We start from the raw sequence: 16,730 nt of genomic DNA, 5'->3' as shown, positions 1-16,730 counted from the left end.
CTAATTAAAGGATGTTGAACGGGATGGTGGTGACCAGACGGAATTCTTTGATAGAACCGTCAGATTGTTGTTCGCTGGCACGGTGTTCCACGTAGGTGGCGCGAATCGCGGTGGCCTTGAGTGGGCCGCTCTGGATCGCATAGCTGGCGCCGACGCCGTACTCCTGATGCTTCTCGCCATCCTGGAGCTTGATCTGCGCGCCGTAGCCGAGTGTGCCGTTGCCACTGTTGTAGTGAGTACCGTCAATGCCCCAGCCGCGTGCCGAGTAAACGTTGAACTTAAGACCCGGTACGCCGTATTCGGCCATGTTCAGGCCATAGGCAACCTGGAAGGACTTCTCGTTCGGGCCGTTGAAGTCGGAGGTCAGGGAGTTGGCCAGGTAGATGCCGTTGGTTTCGTGCAGGTAGTCGAAGTACTCGTTACCGTCAACCGCCTGGTAGGCGAAGGTCAAGCTGTGCGCTTGGTGCGCCAGGCCGAGCGACAACGAGTACGTGTTGTTGTCGATTTCGCCCATCAGCTTTTTGCCTTCGTCCACGGTCTTGTAGTAGTTCAAGCCGGTGGTCAGGGACAGGATCTGGCTGTCACCCAACTCGTGGGTTGCGCCGAAGTAGTACTGGTTCCAGAAGTCCTTCACGTTGGCGCCGAAGAAGCTGGTCTTCAGGCTCTTGAACGGCTGGTAGTTGGCACCCAGGGTGTAGACCTTGTCGGTGGTCGCGCCGTTTGCACCGCCTGCGCTGTACTCGGAGCGGAATTTGGACAGGCTCTGCTCGGTACGTGGCGACACCCGGTCAAACACGCCGCCCTGGAACGACAGGTTGCTGAACTCTTCGCTGTTGAAGCTCACGCCCTGGAAGCTCGAAGGCAGTGCACGGTTGCCGATGTTGTCGACGATCGGCGTGCTGAAGTTCTGACGGCCGGCGGTCAGCGTGGTGTTCGATACACGGAACTGCACGTTGGCCAGGCCCAGTTTGCTCCACTGGTCTACAGCGTTGCCGTCGGAATCAGCCAGGGTACGGTTGGAGCCACCTTTGATATCACGCTTGCTGCGGTCCAGAACCAGGGCGTTGTACACGGCCACTTCGGTCTTGACGCCTACGGTGCCCTGGGTGAAACCCGAGCTGGCGTTGATGATGGTGCCTTGAACCCAGTTGGTACGGTTACGGTCAGTCTTGGCTACGCCGTGCTCGGTGTAGTTCCAGGAGCCGCCACGATAGAGGCTTTCATGGGAGTACCAGTTACGCGTGGTGCCGCCCAAGCTGAAATCTTCGATAAAGCCTTTGGCCTCGCTTTGGGCGCTGGCGCCGGCCAGGGTGGTAGGAACGAATTCCTGGCTGGCGGGTTCAGCGTAGGCGGTGGCCGTGATGCTGCTGATGGCCAGGGCCAGAAGCGCTTTGCTGCTCAGTTTCATGGATGAAGCTCCTTTGGTTCTCTTTTTTATGCCGGTCTTTTTAGGTGAACCGGCTATTGGGTGTGTAACTCGTTCAAGCCATTGCAAACGTTTGCCGTAGGAAAATTCCCGATAAAAGGCCGCACGTTTGCAGCAAGGCCCTTAAAAGGCCCTGCGCAATCCGGTTATTTTTTTATGGGGTGATGCTGACGCCCGAGAACACGTTGCGGCCGAAGGGGCTCACTTTGAATCCTTCGACTTTCACGCTTAACGGCTGGTTGACCGTCGAGTGGGCGACTGGCGTGATCGGCACCTGCTGTTTGAGCAGTTGCTGCGCCTGTTTGTACAGAACCGTCCGTTGTTCGCGGTCGGTCACGACCTTGGCTTGCTTGATCAGCTTGTCGTACGCCGGGTCACACCACATGGAGTAGTTGTTCCCGCCGATGGCGTCGCAGCTGTACAGGGTGCCCAGCCAGTTGTCCGGGTCACCGTTGTCGCCGGTCCAGCCGATCAGGCTCACATCGTGCTCACCATTCTTGGTGCGTTTGATGTATTCGCCCCACTCGTAGCTGACGATCTTGACCTTGAGGCCGATCTTGGCCCAGTCGCTTTGCAGCATCTCGGCCATCAGCTTGGCGTTGGGGTTGTACGGCCGTTGTACCGGCATCGCCCACAGGGTGATCTCGGTACCTTCCTTCACGCCGGCCGCCTTGAGCAGCTCCTTGGCTTTTTCCGGGTTGTAGGCGGCGTCCTTGATGGTGTCGTCGTAAGACCACTGCGTCGGCGGCATGGCGTTGACTGCCAATTGCCCCGCGCCCTGGTACACGGCGTTGAGGATGCTCTGCTTGTTCACCGCCATGTCCAGCGCCTGGCGCACTTCGAGCTGGTCGAAGGGTTTGTGGCGCACGTTGTAGGCGATATAGCCAAGGTTGAAGCCCGGCTTGGTCAGCAGTTGCAGGTTCGGGTCGGCCTTGAGGGCGTCCACGTCAGCCGGGCGCGGATGCAGGGTCACCTGGCATTCGCCGGCCTTGAGCTTTTGCACCCGCACCGAGGCGTCGGTGTTGATGGCGAAGATCAGTTGGTCCAGTTGGACTTTGCTTGGGTCCCAGTATTGTTTGTTGGCCACATAACGGATCTGCGAATCCTTCTGGTAGCGCTGGAACACAAACGGGCCAGTGCCAATCGGCTTCTGGTTGATGTCGCTGGGCCTGCCAGCCTTGAGCAATTGCTCGGCGTATTCGGCCGAGAGGATCGCGGCAAAGCTCATGGCGATGTTTTGCACGAATGCGGCGTCAACCGAGTTCAGGGTCATCACCACGGTGTGCGGGCCGGTTTTTTCGACCTTGGCGATGTTCTTGTTCAGGCTCATCCCGTTGAAGTACGGAAACTCGGTGGGGTAGGCCTTGCGAAACGGTTGGTCGGGGTCAAGCATGCGGTTGAAGGTGAACAGCACGTCGTCGGCGTTGAAGTCCCGCGTCGGTTTGAACTCCTTGTTGCTGTGGAACTTCACCCCTTCACGCAGGTGAAAGGTGTAGGTCAGGCCGTCTTCGGAAATATCCCACTTGGTCGCCAGCGCAGGCAGTACGTTGGTCGCGCCTTTTTCAAACTCGACCAAGCGGTTGTACAGCGGTTCGGCCACATCGTTGTCGGTGGCGGTGGTGTACTGCGCAGTATCAAAACCTGCCGGGCTGCCTTCGGAGCAGAACACCAGGCTCTTCTTGTCGGCGGCTTGGCCCATCGTGGCCACAGCCAGCAGGCTGGTGCCAAAAATTGCGGATAGAACGGTGGTATGGCGCATGACGATCCCGATCCTTGTTTGTAGTTGTTATCAGCGAGCAATCCTCCGACCTTTCAGACAGGAGGACATCACTGATCCCACGCACAGCAAGTGCCTTTCCCAATTAGAGCTGCTGCTGTCCTACGACGTTATGGGCCGCGGACTTCGCAGTAAATGCGCAAAATCGGATTGACCTTGTAGGCAATAGAGACACAGGGCGCAGTTAATTGCTGTAGGAAGCAATGATTGCGAATGTGGTCTGTTTCCTACGGTCCAGGCGAATGCAATAACGGCGACGTTGTGAAACGTCGCCGCCAATGATCCTTACTTGCCGCTGACGCTCACGCCGTAGAAGGAGTTCAGGCCAAACGGGCTGATCTTGAAGTCCTGTACGGTGTTGCGCATGGGTTGATACACCGTCGAGTGCGCGATAGGTGTCATCGGGACTGCATCTTTGAGGATGTGTTGCGCCTGCTTGTACAGCTCGGTGCGTTTGGCGACATCCGAGGTGGCCTTGGCTTCTTTGACGATGCCGTCGAATTTCTTGTCGCACCATTTGGAGAAGTTGTTACCGCTCAGCGAGTCGCAGCCAAACAGCACGTTGAGCCAGTTGTCCGGGTCACCATTGTCACCGCTCCAGCCAATGATCATGGCCTGGTTCTCGCCGCCCTTGGAGCGCTTGATGTACTCGCCCCACTCGTAGCTGGTGATTTTTACGTTCAGACCGATCTTCTTCCAGTCGTTTTGCAGCATTTCTGCCATCAGCTTGGCGTTCGGGTTGTACGGACGCTGAACCGGCATGGCCCACAAGACGATCTCGGTGCCTTCCTTGACGCCCGCTTCCTTGAGCAGCGCCTTGGCTTTCTCAGGATCGAACTTGGCGTCCTTGATGGTGGTGTCGTACGACCATTGGGTCGGCGGCATGGCGTTGACCGCCAGTTGTCCGGCGCCTTGGTATACCGAGTCGATGATCTGCTGTTTGTTCACCGACATGTCCAGGGCCTGGCGCACGCGCAGGTCGGCCAGTGGGTTTGGCTGATCGCTGCCCTTGACCTTGTCCATGACGTTGTAAGCGATATAACCCAGGTTGAAACCGGCCTGGTTCGGCAGTTTCAGGTCCTTGTCTTCGCCCAGCGCCTTGAGGTCGGCGGGACGTGGGAACAGGGTGACCTGGCATTCATTCTTTTTGAGCTTCTGGATGCGCACCGACGGGTCAGTGGTGATGGCGAAGATCAGGTTGTCGATCTTAACGTCCTCAGGTTTCCAGTAGTCCTTGTTGCCGGTGTAGCGAATGTTCGAGTCTTTCTGGTAGCTCTTGAATACGAACGGGCCAGTGCCGATCGGCTTCTGGTTGATGTCCTGTGGCTTGCCTTCTTTCAACAGTTTGGCCGCGTATTCGGCGGACTGGATCGAAGCGAAGCTCATGGCCAGGTTCTGGATGAACGCCGCGTCCACGGTGCCAAGGGTGAACTTGACGGTGTGGTCATCGACTTTCTCGATGTTCTTGATGTTGGTGTCCATCCCCATGTCCGTGAAGTACGGGAACTCGGTGGGGTAGGCTTTGCGGAACGGATCGTCCTTGTTGATCATGCGGTTGAACGTGAACAGCACGTCATCGGCATTAAAGGTACGGGTCGGTTTGAAGTACGGGGTGGTGTGGAACTTCACGCCGTCGCGCAGGTGGAAGGTGTACGTCAGGCCATCCGGGGAAACGTCCCAGTTGGTGGCCAGCCCAGGAATCACAGCGGTGCCGCCGCGCTCGAACTGGGTAAGACGGTTGAACATGGTCTCGGCCGAAGCATCGAAGTCTGTTCCGGTGGTGTACTGGCCTGGATCAAAACCGGCCGGGCTCCCTTCGGAGCAGAACACCAGGTTAGTCGCCGCTTGGGCGAAAGGGGCTGCGGCCATAAGGCCCGCGCTAACAATTAACGGAATGACTGCGTGTTTAAGCATGTTGGCCTCATGATTTGTTGTCATTTTTGGTGGTGAGGGCGACCTCGTGAGCCGGCCTGCGGATACTTATGCAGGGGCCGTACCCATTGCAAGATCCAGAACCGTTAGGAGGGGTAAAGAGTGGTACGAACGTACTGGAATGTCGCAATTATGAAAGTTTGTACATAATTTCGTACATTTCGAGGGTTTTTTCGGTGCGCGGTCCGCACCAAAAAAGCCCAGCCGAGGCGTCTAGCGCACTCGGTTGGGGCTTGATTGTTACTTATCTAGACTCACGCCATAAAACGGCGTCAGCCCGAAGGGGCTGATTTTGAAGTCTTTGACTTCCTTGCGCAGTGGCTGGAAAACCGTCGAGTTTGCAATAGGTGTTATAGGTACTTGTTCCTTAAGGATTTTTTGTGCCTGCTGATACCACTTGATGCGCTGCTCGCGGTCGCTGCTGAGCTTGGCCTGTTGCACCAGCTTGTCGTAGGCCGGGTTACACCATTTGGCGTAGTTGCTGCCCTTCACCGCAGCACAACTGTAGAGCACGCCAAGCCAGTTATCCGGGTCGCCGTTGTCGCCGGTCCAGCCGTAAATCATCGCGTCGTGCTCGCCATTTTTGGCGCGCTTGATGTATTCGCCCCACTCATAGCTGACGATGTTGGCCTTGATGCCGACTTTCTCCCAATCTTGCTGGATCATTTGCGCCGACATGCGTGCGTTAGGGTTGGACGCGCGCTGGACCGTCATGGCCCACAGGTTGATGGTCGTCCCAGGTGCAACGCCTGCTTCTTTTAGTAGCGCCCGGGCCTTGGTTGGATCATAGGGTGCGTCCTTGATCGTTGGGTCATAAGACCACTGGGCCGGAGGCAGTGCGTTCTGCGCCAATTGCCCGGCGCTCTGGTACACCGCCTTGATGATCGCCGGCTTGTCGATGGCCATGTCCAGCGCCTGGCGCACCTTGAGTTGGTCCAGCGGCGGATGGGTCACGTTGTAGGCCAAAAAGCCCAGGTTGAAACCGGCTTGTTGCAGCACGCGCAAATTCGGATCTTGCTTCATCACCTCGATATCGGCGGGGCGCGGGTAACCGCTGACCTGGCATTCGCCGGCCTTGAGTTTCTGCAGGCGCGAGGCGGCGTCTGGGGTAATGGCGAACACCAGGTTGTCGAGCTTCACATCCTCGGGTTTCCAATACTGTTTATTGGCCACGAAGCGAATCTGCGAGTCCTTCTGGTAGCGCTTGAACACAAATGGCCCGGTGCCGACCGGCTTTTGGTTGATGTCTTCGGCCTTGCCCTGCTTGAGCAATTGGGCGGCATATTCGGCGGACTGCACCGAGGCGAAGCTCATGGCCAGGTTCTGCACGAACGCGGCGTCCACATTGTTCAGGTTGAAGCGCACGCTGTGCTCGTCGAGTTTTTCGACGCTCTTGATCGTGGTGTTCAAACCCATGTCGGTGAAGTACGGCGACTCGGAAGGGTAGGCCTTGCGGAACGGGCTTTCGGCATCCAGCAGGCGGTTGAAGGTGAACAGCACATCATCGGCGTTGAAGTCGCGGGTAGGTGTGAAGAACTCGGTGGTGTGGAACTTGACGCCATCGCGCAGGTGGAAGGTGTAGGTCAGGCCGTCTTTGGATACGTCCCAGCTTGTCGCAAGGCCGGGTTCAACTTCAGTGCCGCCGCGCTTGAACTGGGTCAGGCGGTTGAACACGGTTTCGGCCGAGGCATCGAAGTCGGTGCCACTGGTGTACTGGCTGGGATCGAAACCGGCGGGGCTGGCTTCGGAGCAGTAGACCAAGGTACTGGCGGCCTGGGCCATTGGCATAAAGGCCAGCAGGCCGGCGGCGAGGAGCAGCGGTTTGAAGGTGATTCTTTCCATGGAGACCCCTGAGATGGCAGGCATATATAGGCTGCCCAAACGAAAAACGGCGGTACCGAGGGTACCGCCGTTCAGGTTTGTCAGGTAGAGGTCACTGCATCAGTACTTCAATCACGCCGTCAGCGCTCATGTTGACCTGGCTGGTGCCGGCTTCCACTTCTGGCGTCGGTGCTGAATCGGCCATCGCGGCTTTCATCATCATGCCGCCACGGGCGTAGGGCTGTGGATAACCATTGGTGTTGAAGTTCAGGTTGACGATCTTGTAGCCCTTGCCGCCCAACGCGTCGGTGGCCAGTTGGGCGCGGGCCTTGAAGGCGGCGACGGCGTCCTTGAGCAGTGCATCTTCGCTGGCCTTGCGGGTGCTGTCGGCGATGGCGAAGTCCATGCTGTCTATTTTCAGAGTGGTGAGCAGCTCGCCGGTGAGTTTGGACAGCGCCGGGAAGTCAGCGCTTTCCAGGCGCAGTTCGGCGCGTTCACGCCAACCGGTGATTTTCTGGCTTTTGTTGTCGTAGATCGGATAGCTGTTGCGGCTGCCCTGGCGCAGGGTTACGCCTTTGACTTCGCGGGCCTGGCCCAGGGCCTTGTTCACAGCGGTGGTGATTTCGGCGGCGAGCTTGGCCGGGTCGGTGTTCTGGGACTCGGTGTAGAGGGTCACGATCATCTTGTCGCGGGCCACTTCCTGGCTGACCTCGGCGCGCAGGGAAATCTGGTTGTAGTTCAGCGCATCGGCGGCCAGGGCGGGAAGGCTGGCCAGGGCGGCGACGCCCAGGGTAATAACGGCTGCACTGCGAGTGAAACGAGACATGGAAGCTCCTTGAGAGTGTTCGTGTTCGGTATGACTGTAGACGGTGGCATGGGGTTCTTCGGGTTTACACATTCGCAACAAACTACCCAGGCGGCGACGAACGGTCATTTGCCCGGCCTGCGGCAAAGAGCCACACACGCCGTGCCAGCGTGCCGGCTTCGTTTATACTCCTGCCGATCCGCCTGCAGCGCTCACCGGGAGAGCTCATGCTCGCCGCCGTAAAACTCACTTCCGCCACTCGCCAAAACCTTTGGCGCCTGACGTTCATCCGCACCCTGGTCCTAGCCGCACAGGCCGGCTCCGTTGGGCTCGCCTATTGGTTCGACCTGCTGCCGCTGCCGTGGCTGCAATTGGGCGTGACCCTCGGATTCTCCATCGTGCTGTGTGTGTTTACCGCGATCCGGTTGCGCACCACATGGCCGGTGACCGAGTTGGAATACGCGCTGCAATTGGCCTGCGACCTGTTTATCCACAGTGTGTTGCTGTACTTCTCCGGTGGTTCCACCAACCCGTTCGTTTCTTATTACCTGGTGCCACTGACCATCGCCGCAGTGACGTTGCCATGGCGTTATTCGGTTGCGCTGTCGGGCATCGCGCTGGCGCTATACACCCTGCTGCTTGCACGCTTTTACCCGCTGCAAACCTTTCCCATCGCCCGGGAAAACCTGCAGATCTACGGGATGTGGCTAAGTTTCGCGCTGTCTGCCGCCGTGATCACCTTCTTCGCCGCACGCATGGCCGAAGAGCTGCGCCGCCAGGAAGAGCTGCGCGCCATCCGTCGTGAGGAAGGCCTGCGTGACCAACAATTGCTGGCCGTCGCCACCCAGGCCGCCGGCGCCGCCCATGAGTTGGGCACGCCGCTGGCGACCATGAGCGTACTGCTCAACGAAATGACCCAGGACCATCACGACCCGGCACTGCAAGAAGACCTCGGTGTATTGCGCGAGCAGGTCAAGCAATGCAAACAGACCTTGCAGCAATTGGTACGCGCCGCCGAAGCCAATCGCCGCCTGGCGGTGGAGATGCAGGACGTGACCCAGTGGCTCGATGAAGCCCTGAACCGCTGGCACCTGATGCGCCCCGAAGCCAGTTACCGCTTCAACCTGCTGGGCCAAGGCGCGGTGCCACGCATGGCACCGCCGCCAGACCTGACACAGGCCCTGCTCAACCTGCTGAACAACGCCGCCGACGCCTGCCCAGAAGGCTTGGGCGTACAGTTGGACTGGGACGCCGAAGACGTGACCATCAGCATTCGTGACCACGGCGCTGGCGTGCCGTTGGCCATTGCCGAGCAGATCGGCAAACCCTTCTTTACCACCAAGGGCAAAGGCTTCGGCCTCGGCCTGTTTTTGAGCAAGGCCAGCGTGACCCGCGCGGGCGGCTCAGTGAAGCTCTATAGTCATGAGGAAGGCGGCACGCTCACCGAGCTGCGCCTGCCCCGTGTCGCACGAGGAGATATCGATGAGTGACGAGATCCAAGTCGAAGGCGAAGAACTGCCGCACCTGTTGCTGGTAGATGACGACGCCACCTTTACCCGCGTGATGGCGCGGGCCATGAGCCGTCGCGGTTTCCGCGTAAGCACCGCAGGTTCCGCCGAAGAGGGCCTGACCATCGCCCAGGCCGACCTGCCGGACTACGCCGCCCTCGACCTGAAAATGGACGGCGACTCGGGCCTGGTGCTGTTGCCCAAGCTGCTGGAACTCGACCCGGAAATGCGCGTGGTGATCCTCACCGGTTACTCCAGCATTGCCACCGCCGTCGAGGCGATCAAGCGCGGTGCGTGCAACTACCTGTGCAAGCCGGCGGACGCCGACGACGTGCTGGCCGCCTTGCTCTCCGAGCATGCCGACCTCGACACCCTGGTGCCGGAAAACCCGATGTCGGTAGACCGCCTGCAATGGGAGCACATCCAGCGCGTGCTGACCGAGCACGAAGGCAATATCTCCGCCACTGCCCGCGCCCTGGGCATGCACCGCCGCACTTTGCAGCGCAAATTGCAGAAGCGCCCGGTACGTCGCTGAGCCTGTTCTGAACAGCGGCTGAACAGTCCGCTTCAGGCCGCACGGAGCCTTGAACCGATCGTCTATGATCGGTTCAAACGCCTGTCACATTTTCTTACAGAGCCTGAACGATGAATCAGAACGCTGAGTACTCCGCGGTCAATGACGCGGTGCATGGGCAATTCTTTCGCCGCACCTGGGCGATGATCACGCCCTATTGGCGCAGTGAGGAGAAGGGCAAGGCTTGGTTGTTACTGGCGGCGGTGATCGCGCTGTCACTGTTCAGCGTGGCGATCTCCGTGTGGATCAACCACTGGTACAAGGACTTTTACAACGCCCTTGAGCACAAGGACACGGCTGCGTTCTGGCAGTTGATCGGCTATTTCGGCGGGATCGCGGCCGTGGCGATCCTCGGCGCGGTGTACCGCCTGTACCTGACCCAGATGCTCACCATCCGCTGGCGTGCCTGGCTCACCGAGAAACATTTCAAGCGTTGGCTCGCCGACAAGAACTACTACCAGCTGGAGCAGGGTGGCTACACCGATAACCCGGACCAGCGGATTTCCGAAGACCTCAACAACTTCACGTCCAACACCTTGAGCCTTGGCCTGGGGTTGCTGCGCAACGTGGTCAGCCTGGTGTCGTTCTCCATCATCCTGTGGGGCGTGTCGGGCAGTATCGAAGTGTTCGGCATCACCATCCCCGGCTACATGTTCTGGTGTGCACTGCTGTATGCGGCCGTGGGCAGTTGGCTGACGCATTTGATCGGCCGTCGCTTGATCGGCTTGAGTAACCAACAACAACGTTTCGAAGCAGACCTGCGTTTCTCCATGGTGCGGGTGCGTGAAAACGCCGAGAGCATCGCGCTGTACAACGGCGAGCCGAATGAAAACCAGCGCTTGAGCGCACGCTTCGGCAAGGTCTGGCACAACTTCTGGGACATCATGAAAGTGTCCAAGCGCCTGACCTTCTTCACCGCCGGTTACAGCCAGATTGCGATCATCTTCCCGTTTATCGTCGCCGCGCCGCGCTACTTCACCGGCAAGATCGAGTTGGGCGAGCTGATGCAAATCAACTCGGCGTTCGGCAATGTGCAGGAGAACTTCAGCTGGTTTATCAGCGCGTACTCAGACTTGGCGTCGTGGCGTGCCACCAGTGATCGTCTGCTTAGTTTCCAGCAGGCCATGGCGGATAACGAGCAACGCCCACCGGCGATTGATGTGCGCCCCGAAGGCGAGCGCCTGGTGGTGCAAGGCTTAGGCATGGACTTGGCTGATGGCCGCCACCTGCTGACCGATGCCGACATGAGCGTGGAGCCCGGCCAGCGGGTGATGCTCAGCGGGCGTTCCGGTAGCGGTAAAAGTACGCTGCTGCGTGCGATGGGCCACCTCTGGCCAGCAGGTCACGGCAGTATTCGCTTGCCGGCGGCGCGTTACCTGTTCTTGCCGCAAAAGCCTTACCTGCCGATTGGGACGTTGAAGGCCGTGTTGAGTTATCCACAGGACGACAGTGCTTACCCGGCAGAACGTTATGCACAGGTGCTGGAGACGTGTCGCTTGCCGCATCTGATCGGCCGTCTTGATGAGGCTAACCATTGGCAGCGCATGCTCTCGCCGGGCGAGCAGCAGCGCCTGGCGTTTGCCCGCGCGTTGTTGTTCGCGCCGCAGTGGCTGTATATGGACGAAGCCACATCGGCCATGGATGAAGAGGATGAAGCGACGTTGTACCAGGCGTTGATCGATGAGTTGCCGGGGTTGAGTATCGTCAGCGTGGGGCATCGCAGCAGCCTCAAGCGCTTCCATGGGCGGCATGTGCGGATTGAGGGTGGGTTGTTGCAGGAACAACAACCGGCTTAAGGCTGCACGCGGTCAAAAACTGTGGGAGCGGCGGTGCGACGATTCGACTTGCTCGCGAATGCGGTGTGTCAGTTACAGATGGGCCGACTGACCCACCGCTTTCGCGAGCAAGCCCGCTCCCACATTGGATCTCCAGTGTTCTGTAGAATGAAGCCAACAAAAAGCCCGGCTGATCATCGATCAGCCGGGCTTTTTAGTGCTTGAAGAGAACTTACTTCTTCAAGCCGTAATGCTCATCCAGCATGCCGGGAGCGTTCGGCGTTTTCGGCGCGTAGTCCCGTGGCGGCTCCTGGTTTTCCCGCGGTGGGGTCAGGCGCTCCCGTGGCGCTTGCGGTGCATCGGAATGCAACGCGGCCAGCAGGCGTTGACGGGTGATGTCGTCCAGAGCCAGGCGGTTTGCGCCGTCGGCGAGGTGGTCTTGTACTTCCTGGTAGCTCTGGGTGAGCTTCTTGACCAGGTTGGCGGTGCTGTTGAAGTGGGTAACAACCTCGTTCTGATAACTGTCAAAACGTTCCTGAATGTCATCCAACTGACGCTGCGTGCGGTTAGGCGCGGCATTCGGCAGCAGGCGAGCAACCAGGAATCCAATGGCGACACCGGCAACCAGGGCAAGAGTCGGCAACAACCAAACTAAGAGCGAGTGTTCCACGAGTCCTTCCTCTATAAACGGCTTTGCTTTACGTTAACGGCTCAAACCTGCGCTGTATACCGCGATTAAGCTCGCAATGATGCCAAGCACAGACTTTTAGCTAGACGAGTCGACCCATTGAGAGGTCACGGAGTTCATCTCATGCTCATGCGTGAAACCCCCGTTTTGATCGATGGCCCGGTAGGCCAATTGGAAGCCCTGTACCTGGATCACCCCGAACCACGGGGCCTGGCGCTGATCTGCCACCCCAACCCGGTGCAGGGTGGGACCATGCTCAATAAAGTCGTATCGACCCTGCAACGCACCGCCCGCGATGCCGGTTTGATTACATTGCGATTCAATTACCGTGGCGTCGGCGCGAGTGCCGGTACCCACGACATGAGCACCGGCGAAGTGGACGATGCCGAAGCGGCCGCTACTTGGCTGCGGGAAAAACACCCGGAGTTGCCGATGACGTTGCTCGGTTTCTCGTTCGGCGGCTACGTGGCCGCCAGCCTAGGCGGGCGCCTGGAAGCCAAGGGCGAACAACTCGCGCACCTGTTCATGGTGGCGGCTGCGGTGATGCGCCTGCGCGACAGCGACGTGTTGCCCCAGGGCTGCCCGTTGACGTTGATCCAGCCAGAAACCGACGAAGTGGTCGACCCGCAAACCGTCTACGACTGGTCTGGCGCCCTGAATCGCCCCCATGAGCTGCTGAAAGTGGCAGAATGCGGGCACTTTTTTCATGGCAAGCTCACCGATCTCAAGGATCTGGTGCTGCCGCGCCTCTCGAATTGATAGCAGTCTGATAAGCGATTACCCATGACGACGCGTACCCGTATCCTCACCGGCATCACCACCACCGGCACGCCGCACTTGGGCAACTACGCCGGTGCAATCCGCCCGGCGATCCTTGCCAGCCAAGACGCCAATGCCGATTCCTTCTACTTCCTGGCCGACTACCATGCCCTGATCAAATGCGATGACCCGCAGCGCATCCAGCGCTCGCGTATGGAAATCGCCGCGACCTGGCTGGCCGGTGGCCTGGATGTAAACCGGGTGACCTTCTACCGCCAGTCGGACATCCCGGAAATCCCCGAGTTGACCTGGCTGCTCACCTGCGTTGCCGCCAAGGGCCTGCTCAACCGCGCCCACGCGTACAAGGCCTCGGTGGACAAGAACGTGGAAACTGGCGAAGACCCGGATGCGGGCATCACCATGGGCCTGTACAGCTACCCGGTGCTGATGGCGGCGGACATCCTGATGTTCAACGCCCACAAGGTGCCGGTGGGTCGCGACCAGATCCAGCACGTTGAGATGGCCCGCGATATCGGCCAGCGCTTCAACCACCTGTTCGGCAACGGTAAAGAGTTCTTCACCATGCCCGAGGCGCTGATCGAGGAAAGCGTCGCCACCTTGCCGGGCCTGGATGGCCGCAAGATGTCCAAGAGCTACGACAACACCATCCCGTTGTTCACCAGCGCCAAGGACATGAAGGACGCGATCTCGCGCATCGTCACCGATTCGCGCGCCCCAGGCGAAGCCAAGGACCCGGACAACTCCCACTTGTTCACCCTGTACCAGGCGTTTGCCAGCAAGGCCCAGGAAGAAGCGTTCCGCGCCGAACTGCTGCAAGGCCTGGGTTGGGGCGAGGCGAAGAACCGCCTGTTCCAACTGTTGGACGGCCAGTTGGGCGAAGCCCGCGAGCGTTATCACCAACTGATGTCGCGCCCTGCGGACATGGAAGACCTGCTGCTGATCGGCGCCAAGAAAGCCCGTGCGGTGGCAGCTCCCTTCCTGGCTGAGCTGCGTGAGGCGGTGGGCCTGCGTTCGTTCGTCGAGCAGGCTACAGCGCCGGTCGCCACCAAGAAGAAAGCTGCAAAAGCCGCGCGCTTCGTGAGTTTCCGCGAAGACGACGGCAGCTTCCGCTTCCGCCTGCTGGCCGCCGATGGCGAGCAACTGCTGCTGTCGCGTAACTTCGCCGATGGCAAGGCCGCAGGTGCAGTGACCAAGCAATTGCAAAGTGGTGTGATGCTGGACGTACGCCCTGAAGCCCTAGGTTTCAGCGTGTGGCTGGACGGCGCGGCAGTGGCCGACAGTGCTCAGTTCGCCGACAGCGCGACCCGCGATGCCGCCATTCAAGCCCTGCGCATTGCGTTGACCCCAATCGAAGATTGACCCGACCAAGGGTTGATTGCCATTAATCAGGGCCGTCGTTACAGTGACGGCCCGTTTTTGTTGCCTTGCTAACGAAATTATGACGCCCCTAGAACGATATCAAGCTGATCTGAAACGCCCTGAATTCTTCCATGACGCTGCCCAGGAAACGGCGGTGCGTCACTTGCAGCGCCTGTACGACGACCTCGTCGCGGCCTCGCAAAGCAAGCCAGGGATGTTCAGCAAGCTGTTTGGCAAGAAAGACCACACCCCGGTCAAAGGCCTGTACTTCTGGGGCGGCGTCGGCCGGGGCAAGACTTACCTGGTAGACACCTTCTTTGAAGCGCTGCCGTTCAAGGAAAAGGTCCGCACCCACTTCCACCGCTTCATGAAGCGTGTGCACGAAGAGATGAAGACCCTGCCGGGCGAGAAAAACCCGCTGACCATCATCGCCAAGCGCTTCTCCGACGAAGCGCGGGTAATCTGCTTCGATGAATTCTTTGTCTCCGACATCACCGACGCCATGATCCTCGGCACCTTGATGGAAGAGCTGTTCAAGAACGGCGTGACCCTGGTGGCCACCTCGAACATCGTGCCCGACGGCCTGTACAAGGATGGCCTGCAACGCGCGCGCTTCCTGCCGGCCATTGCGCTGATCAAGCAGAACACCGAGATCGTCAACGTCGACAGCGGCGTCGACTACCGCCTGCGTCACCTGGAGCAAGCGGAGCTGTTCCACTTTCCGCTCAACGACGCGGCGCACGAAAGCCTGCGCAAGAGCTTCCGCGCCCTCACGCCGGAATGCACCCAGGCGGTGGAAAACGACAAGCTGATGATCGAGAACCGCGAAATCGTTGCCTTGCGCACCTGCGATGACGTGGCCTGGTTCGACTTCCGCGCGCTGTGCGACGGCCCGCGTAGCCAGAACGATTACATCGAGCTGGGTAAGATCTTCCACGCGGTGATCTTGAGCGGTGTGGAGCAGATGGGCGTCACCACCGACGACATCGCACGGCGGTTTATCAACATGGTCGATGAGTTCTACGACCGCAACGTGAAGCTGATCATCTCGGCTGAGGTTGAGTTGAAGGACCTGTACACCGGCGGTCGGTTGAATTTTGAATTCCAGCGTACGCTGAGCCGTTTGCTGGAAATGCAGTCCCACGAGTTCCTGTCGCGCGGGCACAAGCCGTAAGCGCAATGCATATCTAATGTGAAAGTGGGCTAGTGTGGGAGCGGGCTTGCTCGCGAATGCGGAGTGTCAGTCGACATTTTTATTGACTGATCCACCGCATTCGCGAGCAAGCCCGCTCCCACATTGTTTACCGCGTTCTGCCTTGCCTACGCGGCTTGTTGAAACTGCTGCCGATACTGGTTCGGCGACAGTTCCGTGTGCTGCCTGAACAACCGCGCAAAGAAACTCGCATCGTCATACCCCACCTCATAACTGATGGTCTTGATGCTCTTGCGGCTGCCCGAGAGCAGGCCTTTGGCCGTCTCGATACGCAGGCGTTGCAGGTAGTGCAGCGGCTTGTCACCGGTCGCCGTCTGGAAGCGGCGCATGAAGTTGCGGATGCTCATGCCGTGTTCCCGGGCGACGTCTTCAAAGCGGAACTTGTCGGCGAAGTGCTCTTCGAGCCAATGCTGGATCTGCAGGATGATCACGTCCTGGTGCAGCTTCTGCCCGCCGAATCCGATGCGCCCCGGTGAGTAGCTGCGCTGCACTTCATAGAGAATGTCACGGGCCACGGCCTGGGCGATATTGGCGCCGCAGAAGCGTTCGATCAGGTAAATGTACAGGTCGCACGCTGAGGTGGTGCCGCCGGCGCAATACAGGTTATCGGCGTCGGTGAGGTGCTTGTCCTGGTTGAGTTGCACCCGCGGGAAGCGCTCGCTGAACGCGTTGAAGAAGCGCCAATAGGTGGTCGCCTCCTTGCCATCGAGCAGCCCGGCTTCGGCCAGCCAGAACACCCCGGTGGCTTCACCGCAGAGTACGGCGCCGCGTGCGTGTTGCGCACGCAGCCACGGCAGCACTTGGGGGTAGCGGGTGCACAGGGCGTCGAAGTCGTCCCAGAAGGCCGGGAGCACGATGATATCGGCGTCTTCCAGGCCGCCGTCCACCGGCATGACCACATCACTGAAGCTGCGCACCGATTGCCCGTCGGGGCTGACTAAGCGCGTTTGAAACCCTGGCGTCAGGCCCAGGCCTTGTTGCTTGCCGTAACGCAGGCTGGCGAGATGGAAGAAATCCTTGGCTTGCATGAGGGTTGAAGCGAATACCCGATCAATGGCCAAAATGCTGACGC

General features: G+C 59.4%; 13 protein-coding genes. 6 read left to right on the top strand and 7 right to left on the bottom strand.

All coding sequences use genetic code 11. The annotated features are described in order from the left end of the window. Positions 1–4: 4 nt before the first annotated feature. From ACLD1Y_RS17625 to ACLD1Y_RS17605, 5 genes are all read right to left on the bottom strand, one after another. Positions 5–1,408 carry an OprD family porin gene (locus tag ACLD1Y_RS17625; RefSeq protein WP_429479144.1) on the bottom strand — a complete coding sequence of 468 codons (1,404 nt, stop codon included), beginning with the start codon at positions 1,406–1,408 and terminating at the stop codon, positions 5–7. Between the two features lie 172 nt (positions 1,409–1,580). Next, the gene (locus ACLD1Y_RS17620) at positions 1,581–3,185 is read right to left on the bottom strand and encodes an ABC transporter substrate-binding protein (RefSeq protein ID WP_429479143.1); all 1,605 of its coding nucleotides are present in this window, start codon (positions 3,183–3,185) and stop codon (positions 1,581–1,583) included. Between the two features lie 303 nt (positions 3,186–3,488). Continuing rightward, positions 3,489–5,117 carry an ABC transporter substrate-binding protein gene (locus ACLD1Y_RS17615; RefSeq protein WP_429479142.1) on the bottom strand — a complete coding sequence of 543 codons (1,629 nt, stop codon included), beginning with the start codon at positions 5,115–5,117 and terminating at the stop codon, positions 3,489–3,491. A gap of 258 nt (positions 5,118–5,375) precedes the next feature. Next, a complete protein-coding gene (locus tag ACLD1Y_RS17610) occupies positions 5,376–6,977 on the bottom strand; it encodes an ABC transporter substrate-binding protein (protein WP_429479141.1) in 1,602 nt (533 codons plus the stop codon). A gap of 91 nt (positions 6,978–7,068) precedes the next feature. Next, complete coding sequence (locus ACLD1Y_RS17605) at positions 7,069–7,782, bottom strand: SIMPL domain-containing protein (protein WP_429479140.1); 714 nt, start codon at positions 7,780–7,782, stop codon at positions 7,069–7,071. Between the two features lie 206 nt (positions 7,783–7,988). Between ACLD1Y_RS17605 and ACLD1Y_RS17600 the strand changes: the two genes are divergently transcribed. The 3 genes from ACLD1Y_RS17600 to ACLD1Y_RS17590 all read left to right on the top strand — a co-directional run bounded on the left by ACLD1Y_RS17600 (position 7,989) and on the right by ACLD1Y_RS17590 (position 11,639). Further along, positions 7,989–9,251, top strand: coding sequence for an ATP-binding protein (locus tag ACLD1Y_RS17600; protein ID WP_429479139.1), 1,263 nt, complete (start codon positions 7,989–7,991; stop codon positions 9,249–9,251). Next, the gene (locus ACLD1Y_RS17595) at positions 9,244–9,804 is read left to right on the top strand and encodes a response regulator transcription factor (RefSeq protein WP_003171731.1); all 561 of its coding nucleotides are present in this window, start codon (positions 9,244–9,246) and stop codon (positions 9,802–9,804) included. Before ACLD1Y_RS17600 ends, ACLD1Y_RS17595 begins: the two co-directional genes overlap by 8 nt. Before the next feature lie 110 nt (positions 9,805–9,914). Beyond that, positions 9,915–11,639, top strand: a complete 1,725-nt coding sequence (locus ACLD1Y_RS17590; RefSeq protein WP_429479138.1) for an ABC transporter ATP-binding protein/permease — start codon at positions 9,915–9,917, stop codon at positions 11,637–11,639. 211 nt (positions 11,640–11,850) lie between these two features. On the opposite strand, the gene ACLD1Y_RS17585 is transcribed toward ACLD1Y_RS17590, so the two are convergent. Further along, complete coding sequence (locus ACLD1Y_RS17585; RefSeq protein WP_105696206.1) at positions 11,851–12,288, bottom strand: YhcB family protein; 438 nt, start codon at positions 12,286–12,288, stop codon at positions 11,851–11,853. Between the two features lie 141 nt (positions 12,289–12,429). Here ACLD1Y_RS17585 and ACLD1Y_RS17580 point away from each other — a divergent pair, with 141 nt between their 5' ends. The 3 genes from ACLD1Y_RS17580 (at position 12,430) to zapE (ending at position 15,619) form a co-directional block, all read left to right on the top strand. Further along, on the top strand, positions 12,430–13,065 hold the full coding sequence (locus ACLD1Y_RS17580; RefSeq protein ID WP_429479137.1) for an alpha/beta hydrolase: 636 nt from the start codon (positions 12,430–12,432) through the stop codon (positions 13,063–13,065). Between the two features lie 24 nt (positions 13,066–13,089). Next, positions 13,090–14,445 (top strand): tryptophan--tRNA ligase, encoded by a 1,356-nt coding sequence (locus ACLD1Y_RS17575; RefSeq protein ID WP_429479136.1) that lies wholly within the window; start codon positions 13,090–13,092, stop codon positions 14,443–14,445. A 79-nt stretch (positions 14,446–14,524) separates the two neighbouring features. Further along, complete coding sequence (gene zapE, locus ACLD1Y_RS17570; RefSeq protein WP_429479135.1) at positions 14,525–15,619, top strand: cell division protein ZapE; 1,095 nt, start codon at positions 14,525–14,527, stop codon at positions 15,617–15,619. Positions 15,620–15,765: 146 nt separating this feature from the next. Here the strand turns inward: zapE and ACLD1Y_RS17565 are convergent, their stop codons facing one another. After that, a complete protein-coding gene (locus ACLD1Y_RS17565) occupies positions 15,766–16,686 on the bottom strand; it encodes a GlxA family transcriptional regulator (protein ID WP_429479272.1) in 921 nt (306 codons plus the stop codon). Between the last annotated feature and the right edge of the window lie 44 nt (positions 16,687–16,730).

This window comes from Pseudomonas sp. 18175, from assembly GCF_050432925.1.
Lineage (GTDB): Bacteria > Pseudomonadota > Gammaproteobacteria > Pseudomonadales > Pseudomonadaceae > Aquipseudomonas.
The sequence above is the reverse complement of the archived record's forward strand: the minus strand, read 5'-3'. Positions and strand labels throughout refer to the sequence as shown.

What these genes read in the sequence shown, in the direction of transcription:
- ACLD1Y_RS17625 (WP_429479144.1), bottom strand. Translation starts at nt 1,408, where the DNA reads ATGAAACTGAGCAGCAAAGCGCTTCTGGCCCTGGCCATCAGCAGCATC.
- ACLD1Y_RS17620 (WP_429479143.1), bottom strand. Translation starts at nt 3,185, where the DNA reads ATGCGCCATACCACCGTTCTATCCGCAATTTTTGGCACCAGCCTGCTG.
- ACLD1Y_RS17615 (WP_429479142.1), bottom strand. Translation starts at nt 5,117, where the DNA reads ATGCTTAAACACGCAGTCATTCCGTTAATTGTTAGCGCGGGCCTTATG.
- ACLD1Y_RS17610 (WP_429479141.1), bottom strand. Translation starts at nt 6,977, where the DNA reads ATGGAAAGAATCACCTTCAAACCGCTGCTCCTCGCCGCCGGCCTGCTG.
- ACLD1Y_RS17605 (WP_429479140.1), bottom strand. Translation starts at nt 7,782, where the DNA reads ATGTCTCGTTTCACTCGCAGTGCAGCCGTTATTACCCTGGGCGTCGCC.
- ACLD1Y_RS17600 (WP_429479139.1), top strand. Translation starts at nt 7,989, where the DNA reads ATGCTCGCCGCCGTAAAACTCACTTCCGCCACTCGCCAAAACCTTTGG.
- ACLD1Y_RS17595 (WP_003171731.1), top strand. Translation starts at nt 9,244, where the DNA reads ATGAGTGACGAGATCCAAGTCGAAGGCGAAGAACTGCCGCACCTGTTG.
- ACLD1Y_RS17590 (WP_429479138.1), top strand. Translation starts at nt 9,915, where the DNA reads ATGAATCAGAACGCTGAGTACTCCGCGGTCAATGACGCGGTGCATGGG.
- ACLD1Y_RS17580 (WP_429479137.1), top strand. Translation starts at nt 12,430, where the DNA reads ATGCTCATGCGTGAAACCCCCGTTTTGATCGATGGCCCGGTAGGCCAA.
- ACLD1Y_RS17575 (WP_429479136.1), top strand. Translation starts at nt 13,090, where the DNA reads ATGACGACGCGTACCCGTATCCTCACCGGCATCACCACCACCGGCACG.
- zapE (WP_429479135.1), top strand. Translation starts at nt 14,525, where the DNA reads ATGACGCCCCTAGAACGATATCAAGCTGATCTGAAACGCCCTGAATTC.
- ACLD1Y_RS17565 (WP_429479272.1), bottom strand. Translation starts at nt 16,686, where the DNA reads ATGCAAGCCAAGGATTTCTTCCATCTCGCCAGCCTGCGTTACGGCAAG.